Origin of the sequence: Idiomarina sp. UBA4520 (assembly GCF_002388365.1) — a bacterium.
Lineage (GTDB): Bacteria > Pseudomonadota > Gammaproteobacteria > Enterobacterales > Alteromonadaceae > Idiomarina > Idiomarina zobellii.
Genome location: NZ_DGMK01000011.1, coordinates 267413 through 287930, shown reverse-complemented (window position 1 = coordinate 287930; position 20518 = coordinate 267413). Strand labels below are relative to the sequence as shown.

General features: G+C 48.3%; 21 protein-coding genes. 13 read left to right on the top strand and 8 right to left on the bottom strand.

Translation table 11 applies throughout. From position 1 onward, the window contains the following. Positions 1 to 40: 40 nt before the first annotated feature. The 5 genes from htpG to B3850_RS05065 all read left to right on the top strand — a co-directional run bounded on the left by htpG (position 41) and on the right by B3850_RS05065 (position 5385). Positions 41 to 1954 carry a molecular chaperone HtpG gene (gene htpG, locus B3850_RS05085; RefSeq protein ID WP_286873332.1) on the top strand — a complete coding sequence of 638 codons (1914 nt, stop codon included), beginning with the start codon at positions 41 to 43 and terminating at the stop codon, positions 1952 to 1954. Between the two features lie 112 nt (positions 1955 to 2066). Then, the gene (adk, locus tag B3850_RS05080) at positions 2067 to 2714 is read left to right on the top strand and encodes an adenylate kinase (protein WP_273267142.1); all 648 of its coding nucleotides are present in this window, start codon (positions 2067 to 2069) and stop codon (positions 2712 to 2714) included. Positions 2715 to 2762: 48 nt separating this feature from the next. After that, positions 2763 to 3164: an MAPEG family protein gene (locus B3850_RS05075; protein ID WP_286873335.1), complete on the top strand. Its 402-nt coding sequence runs from the start codon at positions 2763 to 2765 to the stop codon at positions 3162 to 3164. A gap of 9 nt (positions 3165 to 3173) precedes the next feature. Further along, positions 3174 to 3956 carry an alpha/beta fold hydrolase gene (locus B3850_RS05070; RefSeq protein WP_286911475.1) on the top strand — a complete coding sequence of 261 codons (783 nt, stop codon included), beginning with the start codon at positions 3174 to 3176 and terminating at the stop codon, positions 3954 to 3956. A gap of 43 nt (positions 3957 to 3999) precedes the next feature. Continuing rightward, a complete protein-coding gene (locus B3850_RS05065; protein WP_286873341.1) occupies positions 4000 to 5385 on the top strand; it encodes an MATE family efflux transporter in 1386 nt (461 codons plus the stop codon). Positions 5386 to 5396: 11 nt separating this feature from the next. Here the strand turns inward: B3850_RS05065 and hisIE are convergent, their stop codons facing one another. The 8 genes from hisIE to hisG are packed head-to-tail and all read right to left on the bottom strand — an operon-like array spanning position 5397 to position 12458. Continuing rightward, a complete protein-coding gene (hisIE, locus tag B3850_RS05060) occupies positions 5397 to 6005 on the bottom strand; it encodes a bifunctional phosphoribosyl-AMP cyclohydrolase/phosphoribosyl-ATP diphosphatase HisIE (protein WP_286911473.1) in 609 nt (202 codons plus the stop codon). Between the two features lie 9 nt (positions 6006 to 6014). Next, entirely contained in the window at positions 6015 to 6797 is a 783-nt protein-coding gene (gene hisF, locus B3850_RS05055) for an imidazole glycerol phosphate synthase subunit HisF (RefSeq protein ID WP_286911472.1), read from the bottom strand. After that, complete coding sequence (hisA, locus tag B3850_RS05050) at positions 6779 to 7516, bottom strand: 1-(5-phosphoribosyl)-5-[(5-phosphoribosylamino)methylideneamino]imidazole-4-carboxamide isomerase (protein WP_286873350.1); 738 nt, start codon at positions 7514 to 7516, stop codon at positions 6779 to 6781. The genes hisF and hisA overlap by 19 nt, the downstream gene beginning before the upstream one ends. Next, complete coding sequence (gene hisH / locus B3850_RS05045) at positions 7510 to 8100, bottom strand: imidazole glycerol phosphate synthase subunit HisH (protein ID WP_286911471.1); 591 nt, start codon at positions 8098 to 8100, stop codon at positions 7510 to 7512. Before hisH ends, hisA begins: the two co-directional genes overlap by 7 nt. Further along, positions 8097 to 9173: a bifunctional histidinol-phosphatase/imidazoleglycerol-phosphate dehydratase HisB gene (hisB, locus tag B3850_RS05040; protein WP_286873356.1), complete on the bottom strand. Its 1077-nt coding sequence runs from the start codon at positions 9171 to 9173 to the stop codon at positions 8097 to 8099. Before hisB ends, hisH begins: the two co-directional genes overlap by 4 nt. Continuing rightward, complete coding sequence (gene hisC, locus B3850_RS05035; protein WP_286873358.1) at positions 9170 to 10252, bottom strand: histidinol-phosphate transaminase; 1083 nt, start codon at positions 10250 to 10252, stop codon at positions 9170 to 9172. Before hisC ends, hisB begins: the two co-directional genes overlap by 4 nt. After that, on the bottom strand, positions 10252 to 11562 hold the full coding sequence (gene hisD / locus B3850_RS05030) for a histidinol dehydrogenase (RefSeq protein WP_286873360.1): 1311 nt from the start codon (positions 11560 to 11562) through the stop codon (positions 10252 to 10254). Before hisD ends, hisC begins: the two co-directional genes overlap by 1 nt. A 2-nt stretch (positions 11563 to 11564) precedes the next feature. Next, a complete protein-coding gene (gene hisG / locus B3850_RS05025) occupies positions 11565 to 12458 on the bottom strand; it encodes an ATP phosphoribosyltransferase (RefSeq protein WP_286873363.1) in 894 nt (297 codons plus the stop codon). A gap of 341 nt (positions 12459 to 12799) precedes the next feature. Here hisG and B3850_RS05020 point away from each other — a divergent pair, with 341 nt between their 5' ends. From B3850_RS05020 to rnd, 8 genes are all read left to right on the top strand, one after another. Beyond that, on the top strand, positions 12800 to 13081 hold the full coding sequence (locus tag B3850_RS05020; RefSeq protein ID WP_286873365.1) for a hypothetical protein: 282 nt from the start codon (positions 12800 to 12802) through the stop codon (positions 13079 to 13081). Between the two features lie 51 nt (positions 13082 to 13132). Further along, positions 13133 to 15067 carry an ATP-dependent DNA helicase gene (locus tag B3850_RS05015; RefSeq protein ID WP_286911470.1) on the top strand — a complete coding sequence of 645 codons (1935 nt, stop codon included), beginning with the start codon at positions 13133 to 13135 and terminating at the stop codon, positions 15065 to 15067. After that, entirely contained in the window at positions 15064 to 15747 is a 684-nt protein-coding gene (gene tsaB, locus B3850_RS05010; RefSeq protein WP_286873373.1) for a tRNA (adenosine(37)-N6)-threonylcarbamoyltransferase complex dimerization subunit type 1 TsaB, read from the top strand. Before B3850_RS05015 ends, tsaB begins: the two co-directional genes overlap by 4 nt. A gap of 67 nt (positions 15748 to 15814) precedes the next feature. Continuing rightward, entirely contained in the window at positions 15815 to 16117 is a 303-nt protein-coding gene (locus B3850_RS05005) for a hypothetical protein (protein ID WP_286873375.1), read from the top strand. Between the two features lie 13 nt (positions 16118 to 16130). Beyond that, entirely contained in the window at positions 16131 to 16709 is a 579-nt protein-coding gene (locus B3850_RS05000) for a Slp family lipoprotein (protein ID WP_286911469.1), read from the top strand. Between the two features lie 5 nt (positions 16710 to 16714). Continuing rightward, complete coding sequence (locus tag B3850_RS04995; RefSeq protein WP_286911468.1) at positions 16715 to 17584, top strand: alpha/beta fold hydrolase; 870 nt, start codon at positions 16715 to 16717, stop codon at positions 17582 to 17584. Positions 17585 to 17673: 89 nt separating this feature from the next. Then, on the top strand, positions 17674 to 19341 hold the full coding sequence (fadD, locus tag B3850_RS04990) for a long-chain-fatty-acid--CoA ligase FadD (RefSeq protein WP_286911467.1): 1668 nt from the start codon (positions 17674 to 17676) through the stop codon (positions 19339 to 19341). Further along, positions 19338 to 20507 (top strand): ribonuclease D, encoded by a 1170-nt coding sequence (gene rnd / locus B3850_RS04985; protein ID WP_286873388.1) that lies wholly within the window; start codon positions 19338 to 19340, stop codon positions 20505 to 20507. The genes fadD and rnd overlap by 4 nt, the downstream gene beginning before the upstream one ends. Positions 20508 to 20518: the final 11 nt, after the last annotated feature.

Sequence of the window (20518 nt, the reverse complement as noted above, 5' to 3'; positions counted from 1 at the left end):
TAGGTATCACTGTACGTTTTAAACAGTAGGAGAAAACACTATGGCGGAAGCCGGTCAAATGGAAAAACACGGATTTCAGACAGAAGTAAAACAGTTACTTCACTTGATGATCCATTCTTTGTATTCCAATAAAGAAATTTTCTTACGCGAATTGGTTTCCAACGCGTCTGACGCGGCGGATAAGCTGCGCTTTAAAGCGCTGAGTGACAACTCTTTATACGGCGACGACAATGAGTTGTTCGTCCGTATTTCGGTCGATAAAGACGCTAAAACTATCACCATAAGCGATAACGGTATCGGCATGACCCGAGACGATGTCATGAATAATTTGGGGACTATCGCTAAGTCGGGCACAGCTGAGTTTTTTGGGCAGCTGTCAGGTGACCAGGCAAAAGACAGTCAACTTATTGGTCAGTTTGGTGTTGGTTTTTATTCAGCGTTTATTGTTGCCGACGAGGTCACTGTGCGCACTCGTTCCGCGCTCGACAATAACACTGCCGGTGTTGAATGGCGCTCGCGTGGCGAAGGCGAATTCGAAATTGCCGACATTGAAAAGGCCCGTCGCGGCACTGATATCATCTTGCACTTAAAAGATGACGCTGAAGAGTTCTTAGACGAGTATCGTCTGCGCGGCATTATTAACAAATATTCAGAGCACCTGAGTATTCCTGTACAAATGTGGAAAGAGCCAGTACCTGAGTCTGAAGATAGTGAGGGTAACAAGGTAGAAGCACAGCCTGGCGAGTGGGAAACAGTAAACTCTGGTAAAGCGCTGTGGACGCGTGACAAGTCAGACATTACTGACGATGAATACAAAGAGTTCTATAAAACCGTTGCGCACGACTTTGATGAGCCACTGCTTTGGACGCACAATAAGGTGGAAGGCACTACAGAATACACGAATTTGCTGTACATTCCGAAAAGAGCGCCCTGGGACTTATGGAACCGTGAACAGCAGCATGGCGTGAAGCTGTATGTTAAGCGTGTCTTCATTATGGATGACGCAGAGCAGTTAATGCCGACTTATCTGCGCTTTGTACGCGGTTTGGTGGACTCAAACGACTTGCCGTTGAATGTGTCTCGCGAAATTCTTCAGGACAATAAAATCACCCGCTCCATGCGCAACGGTAGCACCAAAAAAGTGCTACAAATTCTGAAGAAACTGGCGAAGGACAATAAAGAAGAGTACCAGCAGTTCTGGGATACCTTCGGTAATGTCTTAAAAGAAGGCCCTGCGGAAGATCACAGTAATCGTGAGCGCATCGCTGAGTTACTACGCTTTGCATCGACTCATAACGACAGTGCTGTTCAGTCCGTTAGTCTTGACGACTACATTGAGCGCATGAAAGATGGTCAGGATAAGATCTTCTACATTGTGGCAGACAGTTATGAAGCTGCGAAGAATAATCCTGCACTAGAAATATTCCGTAAGAAAGGCATAGAAGTTCTGCTGTTGTCTGACCGAATCGATGAATGGCTTATGAGCCATTTAACCGAGTTCAAAGAGAAGCAGTTACAGTCGGTTACTCGTGGCGACCTGGACCTTGGTGAACTGGACGACGAAGAAAATAAGGCTGAGCAAGAAAAAACGGAAGAAGCCTTTAAAGAGAACCTTGAGCGTTTCGAAAAAGCCTTGGGTGACAAAGTGAAGAAAGTGCGCGTGACTCACCGTTTGACAGACTCACCGGCGTGTATCATTACCGACGAGCACGACATGAGTACGCAAATGGCTAAGTTGATGGAAGCTGCGGGTCAGGCTGTTCCTGAAACCAAGTATATCTTTGAGGTAAATCCAGAGCACGCCTTAGTTCAGCGTATGTTGGAAAAAGACGATGACACTTTCAAGGAATGGGCTGAAGTCTTGCTCGATCAAGCCACACTCGCAGAGCGTGGAAACTTAAAAGATCCAGCGTCATTTGTCGCTAAACTGAACAAGTTAATGCTTAACGCATAACCTTCCTGCTGCGGTCATACCATTGGCCGCAGCGCTTCTCTAAGCTTGTAATAGCTTGCCTGTCAGGGTAAAGTTCGTGGCAGACTTTTGAATCACGCAAAGAGGTTTTCTTATGCGCATTATTTTATTGGGCGCTCCGGGAGCAGGTAAGGGCACGCAAGCCCAGTTCCTGATGAACACATTTGGTATTCCTCAAATTTCAACAGGCGATATGTTGCGTTCAGCAATTAAGTCGGGTTCGGAATTAGGAAAAAAAGCCAAGCAGGTAATGGATGCCGGGCAACTCGTTTCTGACGACATCATTATTGAACTGGTTAAAGAACGCATTGCCGAGCCAGACTGCCAAAACGGCTTTTTGTTAGACGGCTTTCCTCGCACAATTCCGCAAGCCGATGCTATGCGTGAAAACGGTATAGAAATTGACTACGTACTGGAATTTGATGTTCCTGATGAAGTCATTGTTGAGCGTATGAGTGGTCGTCGCGTACACCCTGGCTCAGGACGTGTGTATCATGTTGAGCATAACCCGCCTAAAGAAGATGGTAAGGACGACGAAACCGGTGAAGAGCTGGTTATTCGCCCTGACGATCAGGAGCAAACAGTTCGTAAGCGCCTGGCGGTTTATCATGAACAAACAGAGCCATTGGTTGAGTATTATCAGAAGCTTTCCGAAGAAGGCAAAACTGAATACTACAAAATAGATGGTACACAGCCGGTTGAGAAGGTTAGCGACCAACTTGGCGAGCTACTGAAAAAGTAAATGAAAAGGCTCACTTGGTGAGCCTTTTTTGAATAAAAGGACGTTGTCATGGACATTCGTATTACAGGGTTTTATGCAGGACTGCTTGCGTTACTTTATTTAATTCTGGCAGCCAGAATCATACGCTTACGCTGGAAATACCGTGTTGGTATTGGAACGGGTGGTGAGGACGAACTGAAAGTGGCTGTGCGAGTGCATGGCAACTTTATCGAATATGTTCCTTTTATTCTTATATTATTAGGCATTATTGAAGTTCAGGGTGGTGCGGCTGGGCTTGTCCACGGCATTGGAATTGCTACATTAATTGCTCGTATAAGCCATGCTATTGGCTTAACCAAAACAATTGGTCCAAGCATTTTCCGCACCATTGGTGTGTTGGGTACCTTCGCTGTTCTGCTATTCAGCGCCGGAATCTGCGTGGGTCAATTTGTCGGCTTTAGTCTGCTGTAGAGAAGTGACATGTCAGAATTAGGTTCCGGAGTATACGTTTTCGGTGAGAAGCACAACCCTCCAGTGCTGTTGTTGCATAGCTCACAAAGTGCAAGTTCTCAGTGGCGAGATTTAATTCAACGCTTAAGCCACTCTCGCTTTGTCATTGCTGTCGATCTGCTCGGTTATGGCAAAGCGCCAGAGCCTGAAGCGGTGGCAAACTTTCGCTTAGCCGACGAAGTCCCGCGAGTGGTGGAGGCTATTTCAGCGTTAAAAGTTGATACAGCAATTGATGTTATTGGTCATTCTTATGGAGGGGCTTTGGCGCTTAAACTCGCCTTAGAGCAACCTTTCGCAATCTCAAAACTGGCGGTGTATGAACCTGTGGCTTTCCATGTGTTAGCTGACGATTCCCCCGGGATGATTGAAATACAAGAAATTAGCCAGGCGATGCATGGTAAAGACGCTGAAGAGTGTACCCGCACCTTTGTCGATTACTGGAACAGTCCGGGCTATTTCGACGCTTTGCCGTCCAAAATACAGGCGTTGATGGTGAAGCAGGCCGCTAAGGTCGCATTGGACTTTGATGCCTTGCTCAACGAGCCTAAACGACTGAATGATTATGCGGCAATTGAGCAACCGGTACTGCTTGTTCAGGGAGAGCATACGCGTCGTAGTGCTAAGGCTGTGGCAGATGCTTTATCGACGGTTATTAGTGACTTAAAACGAGAGTCGATAACAGCGGGGCACATGGGACCATTGACCCACCCGTCAGAAGTCAATGGCAAACTGGTTCAGTTTATAAACGCATAAAGCGACTATCCAAGATAGGTCAAAACGAGCGAGACACTCCAACGTGAAATCCTGGCAAGACAATAAAAGCGAAGTGGTAAAACTTGCTCGACTGACGGGCCCTATACTTATCGCGCAGCTGACGCAAATGCTCATGAGTGTTGTCGATACGGTAATGGCGGGGCGAAAAAGTGCGATTGACCTTGCGGCCGTATCTGTCGGTGGCAGTATTTTTGTGCCGGCAACCTTGCTGGTATTTGGTTTGGCGTTGGCACTTGCGCCTATTATTTCCCATTTCGACGGCTCTGGTGGCCATCGTAAAATGGCGAATATGTTGCAACAGGGCTTCTATGCCTGTGCCATTGTTGGCGCGATAACCTTAGTAGGTATGTCTTCCGCTCCGTGGTTGCTGGACTTAATGGAAGTAGAAGACAAGTTCCGGCAGGTTACGCTCGACTATCTGTTTTACATTGCCTGGGGCATTCCCGGCTTTGTCATTTATGCCGTTCTGAGAAACTTCTGTGAGGGCATGTCGAACACAATGCCATCGCTGATTATTGGTTTTATCGGGCTTATCATCAATATTCCGGCGAACTATATTTTCGTGTATGGCGAGTTTGGAATGCCGGCACTTGGCGGCGCTGGCTGTGGTGTAGCAACGGCTCTCGTGCTTTGGGGAATGGCTATTTCAATGGCTATTTATACCTTTGGCGCCAAGCGCTATAAGAGCCTCCGCTTACTGCGCAGTTGGTACAAACCTAACTGGGATGACGTGACTTATGTCATTCGTCTGGGGTTTCCTATTTCAATGTCGCTGTTTTTCGAGGTGAGCTTATTCGCAGCGGTTGCCCTGTTAATAGCGCCGTTAGGAGCGACAGTGGTTTCAGCTCACCAAATAGCCCTGAACATAAGCTCGTTGGTCTATATGGTCCCTCTCAGTATTTCTATGGCGGTGACGTTGCGTGTGGGCTTTGCGCTTGGTGCCGGAAACCCGGATAACGCAATGCGTAACTTCAGAATTGCACTTTGGTTTGGTGGTGTGTTTGCGGCTGTAAACGGGCTTATTATGTATCTGGGAGGCAGTTTCCTGGCTAGTCTCTACACACCGAACGCAGAAGTCATTAATTTAGCCGCAACATTAATGGGGCTGGCTGCTATTTTCACCTTGTCCGACACCTTCCAGGTAGTGGCAATGGGAACACTGAGAGGCTACAAAGACACGACTTACCCTATGGTACTGGCTTTTATATCCTATTGGCCTTTCGGCTTAACTGTGGGGTATGTGCTAGGACGAACCAACTTAGTGGTGCCAGCCATGGGCGCTGCTGGGTTCTGGATAGGCTTTATTAGTGGCCTGAGTGTGGCGGCTGTACTGCTGTCTGTCAGGCTGAAGAAAGTATCAAAAGCCTACAAACGCCGCCACTTTCAGGAGCAGTTGAATAGCGCTTAACAAGCATTACACTAATTATGGCGCTGTTTCAGTACCTTAAGGACATCACTCATCGATAACTCACTGGCGCTCAGCACCACCAATAAGTGGTACAGCAGATCAGCACTTTCATTGAGCAGTTCGTCTTTGTCGTTGGTTGCCGCTGCAAGTGCCACTTCGACACCTTCTTCACCGACTTTCTGAGCGCATCGTTTAATGCCTTTCTGGAAGAGGCTGGCAGTGTAACTTTCACCGGCATCGGCACCTTTTCTGGAGTTAATAACCCCTTCTAAGTGGTGTAAAAAAGAGCCTGATGTGTCAGCAAAGCAGCTTTGAGTGCCTAAGTGACAGGTTGGCCCATTCGGGGTTGCTTTAATCAGTAGTGCGTCACTGTCGCAGTCGGTATGAACCTCTTCCAACTCAAGAACATGACCAGAGCTTTCACCTTTGGTCCATAAACGCTCTTTGCTGCGGCTGTAAAAAGTGACCTGACCTGACTCTAATGTCTTCTCAAGTGCCTTGTCGTTCATGTAACCCAGCATCAGAACCTCGCCGGTCAGAACGTGCTGGACAACACAGGGGACCAGGTTGTCCATTTTTGCCCAGTCAAGGCTGTTTAAATTTTGCTTGTCGACTCTCACTGTTACTCCTTAGGATTCAATGGGACGCACGGCAATGCCATTGTTGTGCATCGCGCTTTTCACATCGGCAATTGAAAATACGTTTTTATGAAAGACCGAAGCCGCCAGGGCACCATCAACTTTGGCGTCATTAAAGACATCGACAAAGTGCTGTATTTCGCCGGCGCCACCAGAGGCTATTATGGGTACTGAACAGTAGTCACGTAAAGCGGTCAGTTGTTCAATATCGTATCCTTTGCGCACGCCGTCCTGATTCATGCAGTTCAAGACAATTTCGCCGGCGCCTCGTTTAATCACTTCCTGCAACCAGTCTTTAGTTTGCCATGCCGATTTGCGTGACTTCTTTTCATCGCCGGTAAACTGGTGTACCTCATAGGTACCGGTCTCTTCATTGAAGAAACTGTCAATACCGATAACAATGCACTGTTGACCGAACTCTGCCACCAACGTGTCGATAAGTGACGGATCCAGTAACGCAGGAGAGTTAATAGACAGCTTATCTGCGCCTTTTGACAGTAACTCTTGAGCCTGAGCTACAGAGCGAATACCGCCGGCGACCGTAAACGGGATATTAATTTCTTTGGCAACCCGCTCTACCCACGATTTATCCACCGTACGGCCATCGGACGAAGCGGTAATGTCATAGAAAACCAGCTCGTCGGCACCGCTTTCGGCGTAATGGCGAGCCAACGGAATAATGTCACCAATGACTTCGTGGTTACGAAACTTAACGCCTTTAACGACCTGTCCGTCACGAACGTCCAGGCAGGGAATTACTCGCTTTGCCAACATGCCAGTGCATCCTCCAGAGTGAATTGGTTGGTTAGCAGCGATTTACCCAGAATCACAGAATCGCAGTTAATAGCTTTCAGCGCTTTTATATCGTCTAGGCTGCTCACGCCACCCGATGCTTGCCACTGTACGCTGGGGTATTTGCTTTTGTATTTTTGGTACAACTCGACGTTGCTTCCGCCGAGAGTACCGTCCTTGCTAATGTCGGTGCATAATACGTGCTGGCAGCCTACTTCAAGGTATTGGTCTAAAACATCTTCCAAAGCCTTGCCTGAAGACTCTTGCCAGCCATGCGTTGCAACTAACGCCTGACCGTTGGGTTGAATGTTGACATCCAGCGCCAGTACGATTTTTTCAGGACCGTAGGTTTTAAACCATTCGAGTACTTTTTCTGGTGAGCTGACGGCGGTTGAGCCTATCACTACTCGCTTAACACCAACAGCCAGAAGAGCGTCGATATCTTCAGTCGTGCGAATACCACCACCCACCTGACAACTCATACCTGACTCTTTAATCAGCTTTTCCAGCAGCTTTGTTTGACGCTGCTTAGGGTCCTTGGCACCGTCTAAATCGACTAAATGAAGCCATTTTGCGCCAGCTTTAGCGTAGCTCTGAGCTTGTTCAACCGGTGAAAACTGATATTCGGTTTTTTGAGAAAAGTCGCCTTGGTACAGTCGTACAACGGCACCTTTAATTAAGTCTAACGCAGGTATTAGCACAGCTTAGCCTCCAGAAACTCACGTAAAATTGATTCACCCACTTTGCCTGAGCGCTCAGGGTGAAATTGCGCGCCGAAATAGTTGTTGTGGCGAATCATTGATGCAAAGCGTTGGCCGTATTCCGCTTCGGCAATGGTATATTCGTCAACGGCAACCGCATAGCTGTGAACAAAGTAACAGTATTGTTCGGCAGTCTTCAGCAGCGGATTACTATTGGTCGGCATAGAGGTGTTCCAGCCCATGTGTGGCAGCGGCAGTTCGCCAACCTCAAGCCGTTTAGTCAATGACGGAATTAATCCCAGGCACTCGACATCCCCCTCTTCAGAATGAGAGGTCATCAGCTGCATACCCAAACAAATGCCGAGCACTGGCTGTTCGAGCGACTTCAGCACGTCAACCAACTGTTTTCTCTGTAGGTTACGCATCGCTGCTGCAGCAGTGCCAACGCCGGGCAAAATGACACGATCAGCAGCGCGAATAGCGTCTGCGTCGTCTGTCACAGTGCATGAGTATCCGAGTCGTTCAATCGCAAAGCGAACCGATGTCAGGTTTGCGCACTCGGTATCGACTATCACTACCTTCATGCCAGCATTCCTTTACTCGATGGCAGTTGTTGGTCTCCGGTTTTAGCAACCGCCTGACGTAACGCGCGACCAAAGACTTTAAACAGGCTTTCTACCTGGTGATGACTGTTGCCCTCGGTTGTTGAGAGGTGCAGGCTAATGGCCATAGCATCGGTCAGCGAGCGAAAGAAATGTTCAACCATTTCTGTCGACAATTCACCGACTTTGTCGCGACTAAAGTCCGCTTGCCACTTCAAGTATGGGCGGCCGGATAAGTCAATCAGGCACTCTGCTTTACATTCGTCCATCGGCAGCGCGAAGCCAAAGCGACCAATACCACGTTTGTCGCCAAGCGCCGAACGCAAGGCCTGACCCAGTGCTAAAGCTGTATCCTCAATGGTGTGGTGATCATCAATGTGCAAGTCACCTTCGACCACTACGCTCATATTAATACCTGCGTGCGTAGCTATCTGCTCCAGCATGTGGTCAAAAAAGCCAATGCCGGTGCTGAATGTGCCGCGTGCAGAGCTGTCTAGATCAATGGCGATATTAATGTCAGTTTCATGAGTTTTACGAGACACTTTGGCGGTACGGGGCCGGTCAACAATTTCGTGGACAATGTCATCCCAGCTGTATTCTTCCCGGTTGTAGCGAATGCCGCGAATACCCATGCCTTGTGCCAGTTGTAAGTCAGTTTCTCTGTCGCCAATAACGAAAGAGTTAGCAAAGTCGACTTTGCCTTCCGTTAGATAGGGTTGCACAAGCCCCAGTTTAGGCTTACGACAGGCGCAGTTGTCTTCGTCAAAATGTGGGCAAATTAATACGTCATCAAAACGAACCCCTTGCGACTTAAATACCGACATCATTAAATTGTGCGGAGCCTCAAAAGTGTCCGTCGGGAAGCTCTCGGTACCTAGCCCGTCTTGGTTAGACACCATGACCAGTCGGTACCCGGCATTTTGAAGCTTTAACAGTGCCGGTATGACATTTGGCTCAAAAACGAGCTTGTCGACACTGTCGAGCTGCTTATCGACGGGGGGCTCTTCAACCAAGGTGCCGTCGCGATCAATAAAAAGTATGGATTGCTGTGTCATGAAAAATACCCTTTTAATCGTTGTGCCAGCTCGTCATTTTCTTCGCGGCTACCTACCGTTATTCTAATACAACCGTCTAACCCGAGTTGTTTAGATTGGTCCCGAATCAACACACCTTGTTGTTGCAGTGTAGTGACAATGTCGGCCGCATTGGTTTGGGTGGTATCAGAACGATACAGTAAAAAATTCGTTACGCTGTCAAACTCCAGCGTTAGTGGTAAGTCACTGAGAAACTCCACAAGCCGTTCGCGCTCGCCGATAAGTGTATCGACCTGCTGCTGCATACGCTCAATATTGTCCGGGCTCAGTGCCTGCGTTGCTATATTAATGGTAGGCTCCGGCAGCGGATAGGGCGCCAGTATCTTTTTCATCAGCTCAATAATGTCATCATTGGCGAGTAAAAAGCCGCAGCGAATGCCGGCAAGCGCAAAGGCTTTTGATAATGTCCTCAATACCACCAGGTTAGGGTAGGTCGTCAGCCAAGATGCTTTGCTGTCGTCATAACAGAATTCAATATAGGCTTCGTCAACCACAATAACTGTGTCGGGACAGGCGTCCAGTACTTGCTTAATGTCTGCTGCATTTAGCGTGTTACCCAGGGGGTTGGACGGTGAACACAGAAACGCGACCTTACAATTCCTGGCCTGCGAGATCACCTGCTCAACGTTCAGTTGGCCTTTTCGCTGCCCTGAGTCTATTAGCGGCACCTCAGTAGTATTGACGGCATAAGTTTTAGCCGATATCGCATACATACCATAAGTCGGCGGGCAAATGAGAATATTGTCCTGTCCCGGCTCGCAAAACGCCCGAATCAACAATTCGATACCCTCATCAGAGCCGCGAGTACTTAACACCTGGTTGGGTTGTACACCAGCATAGTCGGCATAAGTGGTATTCAGCGCCTCTGACTGAAACTGTGGATACCGGTTCAGAGCGCCATCGTCAAAGCGGTAACCGTTATCAAAAGGTGACTCATTGGCGTTCAGCCACACATTACCACCGCTCATACTGCGTCTGGCCGACGCATAGGGCGTCAGTGTTTTCAGATGCTGGCGCTGAGACTTTTCCACTAATGACATTATTGGTCCTCCATGCGAATGGTGACAGCTTTAGCGTGTGCATCGAGTCCCTCAACATTCGCCAGGGTTGTAATCGCCTCTGACAAAGTCGCTAAGCCTTCGTAGGACACTTCTTGTACGGTGTAACGGCGATAAAAGTCCAATAGTCCCAAACTACTGTAATTGCGCGCGTAGCCGTAGGTAGGCAGTACATGGTTAGTGCCTGTTGCGTAGTCACCACCAGACTCCGGTGTATAATGACCCACAAAAACAGAGCCCGCCCGGGTCAATTTCGGCAGTAATGAGCGCGCATTGTCTGTTTGTATGGATAAGTGCTCAGGCGCATATTGCTCGCTAATGGTTATTGCTTCATCAATAGTCTCGACAACCAGTAAACGGCTTTCGGCTAACGCCTGGGCTGCAATATCAGCCCGTTGTAACTGCTGACACTGCTCAATGAGTGCTTGTCTTACTTTGTCTGCCAGTGTGCTTGACGGTGTGACCAGAATAACTTGTGAATCAGGGCCGTGCTCCGCTTGAGACAACAAGTCGGCTGCAATATACGCCGGGTTAGCAGTGTCATCGCCAATAACCAGTAATTCAGAAGGACCGGCGGGTAAGTCGATAGTACAGCCACTGGCGTCATTGCTCACTTGTTGCTTAGCTTCGGTGACAAAACTGTTGCCTGGGCCAAATACTTTATCGACCGGGGCGATGGAATCTGTACCATAAGCCAGGGCGGCAATGGCTTGAGCACCGCCGCAGGTGTATATTTCTGTAATGCCACAACGGTTTGCGGCGTACAATAGCGCATTTGGTAAGTCACCGCTTTTATCCGGCGGACTGACCAATACAACACGTTGACAGTTGGCTAGCTGAGCGGGCACGCCGAGCATGAGTGCTGTAGATGGCAAGGTCGCGCTACCCCCAGGTATATAAAGCCCAACGGCATCTAATGGCGCATAGCGAAGTTCACACTGAACACCTTTTATGGTTTCAACAGCAAGGTTTTCAGGGACTTGTGCCTGGTGAAAACGACGAATAGTGCCGTAAGCTGTATCAATCGCCTCTGCCACTTTTTTGTCGAGGCGATTCACTGCTTGCTCTATACGCTGTTGCGATACGCGCAGCGAGGTCGCTTCAGAATAGTCAAACTGCCGAGTGTAATTCAGCAGTGCACTGTCACCGTTGTCACGAATATCGGCAATAATCTTCTGAACCGTTTGTTGCGTGTTTATTGCTGTTGCCTGACGGGGACGCGAAAGCCGCTGTTCCTTTTCGTCGGCAGACAAGTCTGCCCAGCGCTCAACCTTGATGTTTAAGCCTTGCATAGTTACCCCATCATTTTTTCAATTGGCAGAACAAGAATAGAGCTGCAACCTTTCGCCTTTAAATCTTCCATGGTTTCCCAGAACAGCTTTTCTGTACTGACCATGTGCACAGCCACTTGTTTGTCAGTGTGACTGAGCGGCAAAATGGTCGGGGTTTCTGCACCCGGCAACAATTCAACCACTTCTTCAAGCTTATCTTTGGGCGCGTGGAGCATAATGTATTTACTTTCCTTCGCCATTTGTACGCCATCGATACGCGGCAGTAACTGGTTGATCATTGCTTGTTTTTCATCAGACAATGTTTCTGAGTTTTGAATAAGCTGTGCCTGTGAACGGAATATCACTTCTTTCTCGACCAGGCCGTTAGCTTCAAGTGTTGCCCCTGTTGAGACCAGGTCACAAATCGCATCGGCTAAGCCCGCTCTCGGGGCTACTTCGACGGAGCCTGTCAGCATGACAATGCGGGCATTGATACCATTGTCCTTAAGGTAACGCTTTAAGAGTTGCGGATAGGTGGTGGCAATTCGCATTCCGCCTAAGTCAGCTTGTGACTGGTAAGAGAGCTCACGAGGTACTGCAATGGACAAACGGCACTGACCGAACTCCAGCGCTCTGAGTGGCTGAAATACGGCTGCTGTATCGCTGGCTATGCGCTCAAGTCTAGCTTCTTCCAGCACGTTTTCGCCGACCAGGCCTAAGTCGACAACACCGTCCATGACTAAGCCGGGAATGTCATCATCACGCACCCGGAGTAAATCGATAGGATGACTGGTGCTGTGGGCAATGAGGCGGGCTTCATTAATGCTGAATTTTACCCCGCAGGCATTTAATAAAGCCATTGACTCTTTACTCAGGCGGCCAGATTTTTGTATCGCTATCGTTAAACGGTTAGTCATAATTACTCCTAAAAATTAAAAAACCTCCGAAAGTTGCCTTTCGGAGGTTGTATAGTCAATCGAAAGGCTAGCGCTTATGCGGCTAGCCAGAAACTCGCTCTCAGCTAGCCCATAAAATCCAATGATGTGCATGATGGTGATGAACGAATTTCATTTTGTTGACTCCAATAATGTACGCTGTATTTCGCAAAGTTGTATAATACCTTAACAGGTTGATTTTGTAATGCAAGCGTAAATTTATTCCTTTATGGGCCGATATTAGGTTAATATTTAACCAGTGGTTGTATAATCAAGACGGTAACGTCGGTGGCAAAAAAGCAAGGATACAGCGGAGCAAACTCATGGCTAACTTTGATGCAATGGTGCCATTAATACCAAAGGATACCCGGGTACCGGTTGACCACTCTCAGGATCAAATGAGAGTCAATCAAATTGAGAAAACCAAAGAGCTTCAAGCGATTAGCGATGAGGAAAGCACCACTATTGATAATGATCCTAACCGCGAGAAACAACGGCAACAGCAGTCTTCTGAACAGCAGCAGTCTGAACCCGAGGTGACTGAGGAAGAGTCAACAGAGGACAGTTCGGATAGCAATTCTGGTCATATAGACACCTACGCCTGACTCTTTTTCTATGTCATAATGCGCGCTAATTACCATTAACTAGCGCGAATTATGCCGACCGTTTCTTCCATTTTTCAGCCCGATGGTGAGCTGGCCTCAACAATAGACAACTTCCAGCCTCGTCCGTCGCAAACGACAATGGCACAAGCCATTGAAAAAACGCTGAAAAAGAAAAGCCAACTCGTGGTTGAAGCTGAGACCGGCACCGGCAAAACCTTTGCTTACCTTGCGCCCATTCTGCTTTCCAAAGGTAAGGCTATTGTCTCTACCGGCACGAAAAACCTACAAGAGCAGCTGTTTCACCGGGACTTACCCGTATTACGCAAAAAGCTGGCGCCGCAAAAAGTGGTCGCCTTGCTGAAAGGGCGCTCGAATTACCTCTGTCTGCATCGACTTGAACAAGCAAAGCAGCAGGCGGGGCAGCTCCCTAAAGAGATTCAGGATCAGCTTATTACCGTGACGCGTTGGTCAACGACAACCCACAGCGGTGATATGGGTGAGCTGAATGTGCTTCCTGAAGGAGCGGCGGTTTTACCTCAGGTGACCAGCACTCAGGATAACTGCCTGGGGCGTGACTGCCCGGTTTATGATGACTGTCATTTAGTACAAGCGCGGAAGCAAGCTTTAGAAGCCGATGTTGTGGTGGTTAACCATCACTTGTTTTTTGCGGACATGGCACTAAAAGATACGGGGTTTGGCGAGCTTATTCCTGCTGTAGATACCGTGGTATTTGATGAGGCCCACCAAATCCCTGATATTGCCAGTCAGTACTTTGGTGAAACGGTGTCGACGCGTCAATTGAGTGAAATGTGTGAGGAAATTCAGCGCTTATGTCTGACGGAGCTGAAAGACTTGTCACAGGCCAGTGCGATGGCGCGAACGTTATTACAATCGCTGCGCGATTTTCGGTTACTCTTTCCTCATGACCCCATGCGCGGCAATTGGCGCGAATGGCGCAATAAAGAAGACATTGTCGAAGTGACGGATCGTCTCGACGAGCGCTTAACCCTGCTTATTGATGTGCTAAAAACCGCGCAGGGCCGGAATAAAGATCTCGATAATTTGTTAGAACGAGCAGAGGATTACAGGGTTATTTGGCGTCAGTTAATGGACGTTGAACGTACTGGTTACAGCTTTTGGTTTGAAACCACGCCAAGACAAATCAGCTTGCATCAAACGCCACTAAGTGTGGCGAAGACCTTTGGTGGCTATATTAAGCGCAATAACATGAGCTGGATATTCACTTCGGCGACATTAGCGGTTAATGGCAACTTTGAGTTTTTCACACGCCGACTGGGGATTGAGCAAGCGGACACCCTGGTTCTGGAAAGCCCCTTTGACTTTAAAAAGCAGGCCACCTTATGCTTGCCCCGTTATTTACCGGACGCTAATGATCGTAACCGCCATGAAATGCTGACGGATATTGCCAAGCAATGTATTACGCATAATGACGGCGGGACGTTTTTATTGTTTACCAGCCATCGAATGCTGCAACAAATGGCCGGAATTCTAAGAGAGCACGTCGACAATGAAATTTTGGTGCAGGGCGAGTCGAATAAAGGTGAGTTGTTAGAGCGCTTTACCAGAGCCGGCAACGCCGTACTGTTAGGCACCTCGTCGTTCTGGGAAGGTGTGGATGTCAGAGGTAATGCGCTGCGTTGTGTGATTATTGATAAACTACCGTTTGCATCGCCGGATGACCCTTTATTGAATGCGCGAGTGGAAGACGCACGCCTGCGAGGTGTGGATGCCTTTGGCACCATTCAGCTTCCGCAAGCCGTTATTGCCTTAAAGCAGGGCGCAGGGCGGCTTATTCGGGATAAGTACGACTCGGGTATTCTGGTGGTTTGCGATAATCGGCTGGTAACACGTCAGTACGGTAAGCAGTTTTTGGCAAGTTTACCGGCTATGAGTCGCACCCGTAGCTTAGATACCGCGCTTGAATTTCTGGCGCATAAAAGTTCTACAGAAGAGCAAAATGTATGAAGTCGTTATTAGCTATAGATACATCAACTGAAAATTGTTCTGTCGCGCTTGTTCATGATGGCAAGCTGACAACCCGTGACATTGAAAGCCCCCGAGAGCACTCACAAAAGCTTCTGCCTTTTGTGGAGGAGGTTCTCGACAGAGCCGGCGTGTCTTTAGCCGAGCTGGACGGGCTTGTGGTTGGCGCTGGCCCAGGTAGTTTTACAGGCGTGCGCATTGGCGTGTCTATGGCGCAGGGACTTGCATTTAGCGCTGATTTACCCGTTTATCCCGTGTGCAGTTTACAGGCGCTGGCACAGCAAGCCATCCGCAAAAACGATGTTGCTGGTGTGGTGGCTTGTATTGATGCACGCATGGGCGAGGTTTATTACGCTTTGTATGCGAATGAGAACGGAGTTGCTGTGGCTCAGTCAGAGCCGGCTGTAGCAAAACCAGACACGAACCTTATTGATACAGGGCGCTTGAAGGGCTGGGGTACTGCTGGTACAGGTTGGGACGTCTATGCAGATATTCTTGATGAAAATCATGAGCTAAAACATAGCGATAATAGCCGGCTACCGTTGGCGGAGGATATGCTGATAGTAGTGAATAGTGCTGGTGTTGACCCGGTTCAGGCCGAATTGCTTGAGCCACTCTATGTGCGTAATGAAGTGACCTGGCAAAAGTTACCGGGGCGTTAACTTGCTGAACGCTCAGGAACTCGCCATAATAGATCCTATCTTACATAACAGATGAGCCAATATTGACGTGCAGATAAATCCGCAAACGGTACAGCCGTTAAGTAACCAGCAGCAGGCATCGCAACAGACGGTGCCGCGTGACAACGAGCAGCAGAAAAATGCCGCCGTGTCTAATGCTGTGGAGTTACCGCAGGTCGTTCCTGATGCGAAGCAAAGCCGCCGTCAGGCAGAGCGTTGGCAGTCATTAAACACCATGTATGACGAACCACCTCAACGCTCACAAAAGGCGTTAAGTGCTTATCAAACGGTAGCTTTGAATGAAAAACGTGAAGAAGTTGCGTCAATGTTTGGTGTCGACGTTTATGCCTAAAGAGAGGTCTGTTATGAGATTACTGACATGTTCGTTGTTCGCTATAGGTTTAGCTGGCTGTGCGTCTGTTCCGACAGAGTTGGAAACCAGCAATGAAGATGCGCTGGTCGCTTACAAGCAGGCAAAAGCTCAGCAGGATAAAGTGGTTGGTCAACCGGCCCGCTGGGGTGGAGTTATTGCTGACGTTCGCAATACAGAAGATAAAACGGTCTTTGAAGTAGTGAGCTTCCCGCTGCAACGTTGGGGACGGCCCGAAGTGAGTGACGACAGTGATGGCCGTTTCTTAGCGGTTATTGATGGTTTTATTGACCCTGAAGTCTATAAAAAAGGTCGTGCGATAAGCTTCGTTGGTACGATTGGTGAAACTCAGCAGGGCAAAATTGATGAGTACACATACATTTATCCGGTTCTCGAAGCGGATAACCACTATTTGTGGAAGCCTAAAGCACAAAAGAACCACGTAGAAATTGACTACTCACCGCTGTGGTTCCGCCATAACTTCTATTCACCGTACTATCCCTACCGCTATCCGGTACCCGTGCGTGTGCGAGTAGAGGACAATTCGGGTACACCGGCAAAAGAACGTAACTGATTTTAATGAGTTTCCGGACAACGGCTGCGCAAGCAACACCAGTCAGCTATGAATTAGAGTGGGGCGTTGTTCGGGGACTGTGCTGGGGCGATCCCAACAACGTCACGGTTATTGCAACCCATGGCTGGTTAGACAATTGCCATAGCTTCCTTCCGTTAGCAGAGCACTGGAACTCTGACCATGGTGGTTTAATCGCTCTCGATTGGGCAGGGCACGGACACAGTGACCACCGCCCGCGAGGAACTCACTACCACTTTATTGATTACGCCTACGACCTCTGGCAAATCCTCACGCATCATATTAATTCGCCTGTGACCTTACTGGGTCACTCTATGGGTGGTTTTGTCAGTAACGTGGTTGCCTCCATTTGCCCTGAAAAAGTCGATAAACTTATTTTGGTCGAAGCCTTCGGGTTACTGGTTTCTGATGAAATGAATGCCAGAGAGCAGTTAGCAAAGGGCTTTTCGAGTCGTTATAAAAAACGAAGCGGTCGCTGGCGCGGCTATTCAACGCTTGACACAGCGATTGATGCGCGCGCTGCTCAGGCTGACTTTTCCAGAGACTTAGTAGCGCTGCTGGTTGAGCGAGGCTTGAATAAAGCGTCCGACCATTCATTTTCCTGGCGCGCTGACCCAAGAGTTAAGTCGGTATCGCCTTATCGCTTGCATTCAACCGCTGTCGATGAACTGCTCCAGGGACTGACTATGCCGGTGAAAGTCGTCAGGGGAGACAAAGGCCATGAAAACCTGTCACGCGCCATTGAAAAATGGCAGCATCAGGTCACTGATCTAAACTTAATAACACTGAATGGTGGACACCATGTTCATATGGAGCAACCAGAAAAAATAGCTGAGTTGTTAAAATCGAGCGGTTAGCAGCGCTGTATGACTAGGATTAACTGGTCGGATATGCGAAGATAAAGTGTTAACAAAACAAAATTTAATAGTGAGAGGCAGAGCCTTTTATGGAAAAGATTTGGCTAAAAAACTACCCGGCTGGTGTTCCTGAAACTATCGATCCGGATCATTTCTCGTCGCTGGTAGATATTCTCGAGCAGTCCATTGAGAAATACGGAGAGAAGACCGCATTCGTGAATATGGACTCAGAGATGAGTTTTAAAGAGTTGGGACTAAAATCTCGCGAGTTCGCCGCTTACCTGCAAAGTCAGGGGTTGAAAAAAGGTGATGCGGTTGCGGTGATGATGCCAAACTTGTTGCAGTACCCTATTGCTTTATTTGGTATTTTGCGAGCGGGAATGTCGGTGGTGAACGTAAACCCGCTATACACGCCCCGCGAATTAAAGCATCAGCTGACGGACTCTCAGGCAAAAGCGTTGGTTATCTTAGAAAACTTTGCGCATACCTACGACAAAATTAAAGATGAAACACCGCTCGACTTAGTGGTTACCACACAAATAGGTGACCAGTTGCCAGTACCTAAACGCTTTATTGTCAACTTTGTTGTTAAGTATATTAAACGTATGGTGCCATCTCACGGTGTTAAAAACACTGTAAGCCTGAACCAGGCAATGGCGAAGGGGGCTCAGGCAGAATATAAGCGTCCTCAAATCACAGGTGAGGACATCGCATTTTTACAATACACCGGTGGAACCACCGGCGTTGCTAAAGGTGCTATGTTGTCTCATCGCAATATGGTCGCCAATTTAGAACAAGTGTCGGCCTGTATTACGCCAATTATGAACGACGGCAAGGAAGTGATTATTACGGCATTGCCGCTTTATCATATCTTTGCGTTAACGGCGAACTGCCTGACGTTCATTAAGCATGGTGGTAAGAATATACTCATTACAAACCCGCGCGACATGCCGAACTTTGTTAAAGAGTTAAATAAGTACCCATTCTCAATGATTTCAGGAGTTAACACGTTATTTAACGGCCTGCTCAACACCAAAGGGTTTAAGGACGTTAACTTCTCTAACCTGAAAGTGGCCCTTGGCGGCGGTATGGCTGTTCAAAAAGCGGTCGCAGAAGAATGGGAACGAGTCACGAAATCTCGCCTTCTGGAAGGCTATGGCCTTACTGAGTGCGCGCCGGTTGTGACGGTGAATCCGTATGATATCGAGCACTACACGGGAAGCATCGGCTTACCTGTGCCTAGTACCGACGTCCGTATTGTTGATCCGGAAACGCGTGAAGAAGTGCCGATGGGCGAGCCAGGTGAGCTGGAAGTAAAAGGTCCTCAGGTTATGGTCGGGTATTTGAACCGCCCTGAAGATACGGCCGAGTCCATTAAAGACGGTTGGTTTGCAACTGGCGATATGGCGACGGTTGACGACCGCGGCTACTTTAAAATTGTAGATCGTAAAAAAGACATGATTCTGGTGTCTGGCTTTAACGTATATCCGAATGAAATTGAAGATGTACTGGCGGATCATCCGAAGATACTTGAGTCAGCGGCTATTGGTGTGCCGCATGAGTCCTCAGGAGAGGTTGTTAAAGTCTTTATTGTGGCTAAAGATAAGTCTCTGTCGGAGCGTGAAGTTATCGACTTTTCACGGGAGAACATGACTGCTTATAAAGTGCCAAAACTGGTCGAGTTCCGGGACGAACTGCCTAAATCGAATGTCGGCAAAATTCTACGTAAAGAGCTGCGTGACGAGGAAAACTCTTGACGCAGCTTGAACTTCCGGAGTCGGTGCGTCAGTACCGACTCATCTCTTCTACCGATGAATTAGCCGATTTCTGCTCTAAAGCTCGTCAGACGGGTTGGTTTGCAATTGACTCTGAGTTCGTGCGAGAGCGGACTTTTTATGCGAACCTTGGGCTGTTACAGATGCATGCGGGCGGTGACACGGTTATCGTGGATCCGCTGGCTGATATTAATTTGGAGCCAGTATGGTCGCTCATTTCTTCGGATAGCATTGAAACCGTTCTGCACGCCGGAGGTGAAGACATTGAGCTGTTTTTCTATGAAAGTGGCGGTGCTCAACCAAGCCGTGTGTTTGATAGCCAAATAGCAGCTGGGTTTTGTGGCATTGGTGAGTCCATGGGCTACGCACGCTTAGTCAGTGAGCTCTTTGATAATGTGGAGCTCGACAAAAGCCTGTCCCGGACCAACTGGTTAAAACGACCTTTAAGCCCTGAACAACTGGATTACGCTGCCGCTGACGCCAGCTATCTGGCAGTTATGTATCCTTATTTGAAAGGGCTTTGCGAAGAAAAGGGCTGTTTGGATATCGTTTACGAAGAGTCTGTACTTCAGGTTCGTAAGCGAACAACTCGTATTCCAGACGACCTCTTATATTTGCAAGTTGGTAATGCCTGGCAACTCAATGATGAGCAGTTAGCGATTTTACAAGAGCTGGCGAGTTGGCGATTGAACAAGGCTAGAAAGAAAAACATTCCGTTAGGTTTTATCGCTAAAGACGGCGCATTGTTAGAGCTGGCCAGACGCAAACCCAAATCACAAAGCGATTTAAATCATATTCGTGACTTACCGCCGTTATCAAAAAAGTATTCCGGCAATGAAATGATTACTGTCATTAAAAAAGCCGAAGAGCAGGCGACTTCTAAGTCGCTGAAGCCCTTAAGCCGATTGGACGATATGCCTGGCTACAAGGAAACGTTTAAAGCGGTAAAGCAAAAAGTCACTGAGCTCGCTGAGTCACTTGATGTCCCAGCCTCATTAGTGGCATCACGCAAGCAAATAAACGAGCTGATTAATTTCTTCTGGCAGTACTCGCCGCAGCAACAGGAACGTCTGCCGCAACCAGACTTACTGACGGGTTGGCGAAATGCAGCAATTGGGGCAGAATTAAGAGCTATTGTAACGTCATAGCGTCGGAGACA

What these genes read in the sequence shown, in the direction of transcription:
- B3850_RS05015 (WP_286911470.1), top strand. Translation starts at nt 13,133, where the DNA reads ATGCCGACCGTTTCTTCCATTTTTCAGCCCGATGGTGAGCTGGCCTCA.
- htpG (WP_286873332.1), top strand. Translation starts at nt 41, where the DNA reads ATGGCGGAAGCCGGTCAAATGGAAAAACACGGATTTCAGACAGAAGTA.
- hisD (WP_286873360.1), bottom strand. Translation starts at nt 11,562, where the DNA reads ATGCAAGGCTTAAACATCAAGGTTGAGCGCTGGGCAGACTTGTCTGCC.
- B3850_RS04995 (WP_286911468.1), top strand. Translation starts at nt 16,715, where the DNA reads ATGAGTTTCCGGACAACGGCTGCGCAAGCAACACCAGTCAGCTATGAA.
- hisB (WP_286873356.1), bottom strand. Translation starts at nt 9,173, where the DNA reads ATGACACAGCAATCCATACTTTTTATTGATCGCGACGGCACCTTGGTT.
- fadD (WP_286911467.1), top strand. Translation starts at nt 17,674, where the DNA reads ATGGAAAAGATTTGGCTAAAAAACTACCCGGCTGGTGTTCCTGAAACT.
- hisG (WP_286873363.1), bottom strand. Translation starts at nt 12,458, where the DNA reads ATGACTAACCGTTTAACGATAGCGATACAAAAATCTGGCCGCCTGAGT.
- B3850_RS05070 (WP_286911475.1), top strand. Translation starts at nt 3,174, where the DNA reads ATGTCAGAATTAGGTTCCGGAGTATACGTTTTCGGTGAGAAGCACAAC.
- adk (WP_273267142.1), top strand. Translation starts at nt 2,067, where the DNA reads ATGCGCATTATTTTATTGGGCGCTCCGGGAGCAGGTAAGGGCACGCAA.
- tsaB (WP_286873373.1), top strand. Translation starts at nt 15,064, where the DNA reads ATGAAGTCGTTATTAGCTATAGATACATCAACTGAAAATTGTTCTGTC.
- hisC (WP_286873358.1), bottom strand. Translation starts at nt 10,252, where the DNA reads ATGTCATTAGTGGAAAAGTCTCAGCGCCAGCATCTGAAAACACTGACG.
- B3850_RS05075 (WP_286873335.1), top strand. Translation starts at nt 2,763, where the DNA reads ATGGACATTCGTATTACAGGGTTTTATGCAGGACTGCTTGCGTTACTT.
- hisH (WP_286911471.1), bottom strand. Translation starts at nt 8,100, where the DNA reads ATGAAGGTAGTGATAGTCGATACCGAGTGCGCAAACCTGACATCGGTT.
- hisF (WP_286911472.1), bottom strand. Translation starts at nt 6,797, where the DNA reads ATGTTGGCAAAGCGAGTAATTCCCTGCCTGGACGTTCGTGACGGACAG.
- B3850_RS05000 (WP_286911469.1), top strand. Translation starts at nt 16,131, where the DNA reads ATGAGATTACTGACATGTTCGTTGTTCGCTATAGGTTTAGCTGGCTGT.
- B3850_RS05020 (WP_286873365.1), top strand. Translation starts at nt 12,800, where the DNA reads ATGGCTAACTTTGATGCAATGGTGCCATTAATACCAAAGGATACCCGG.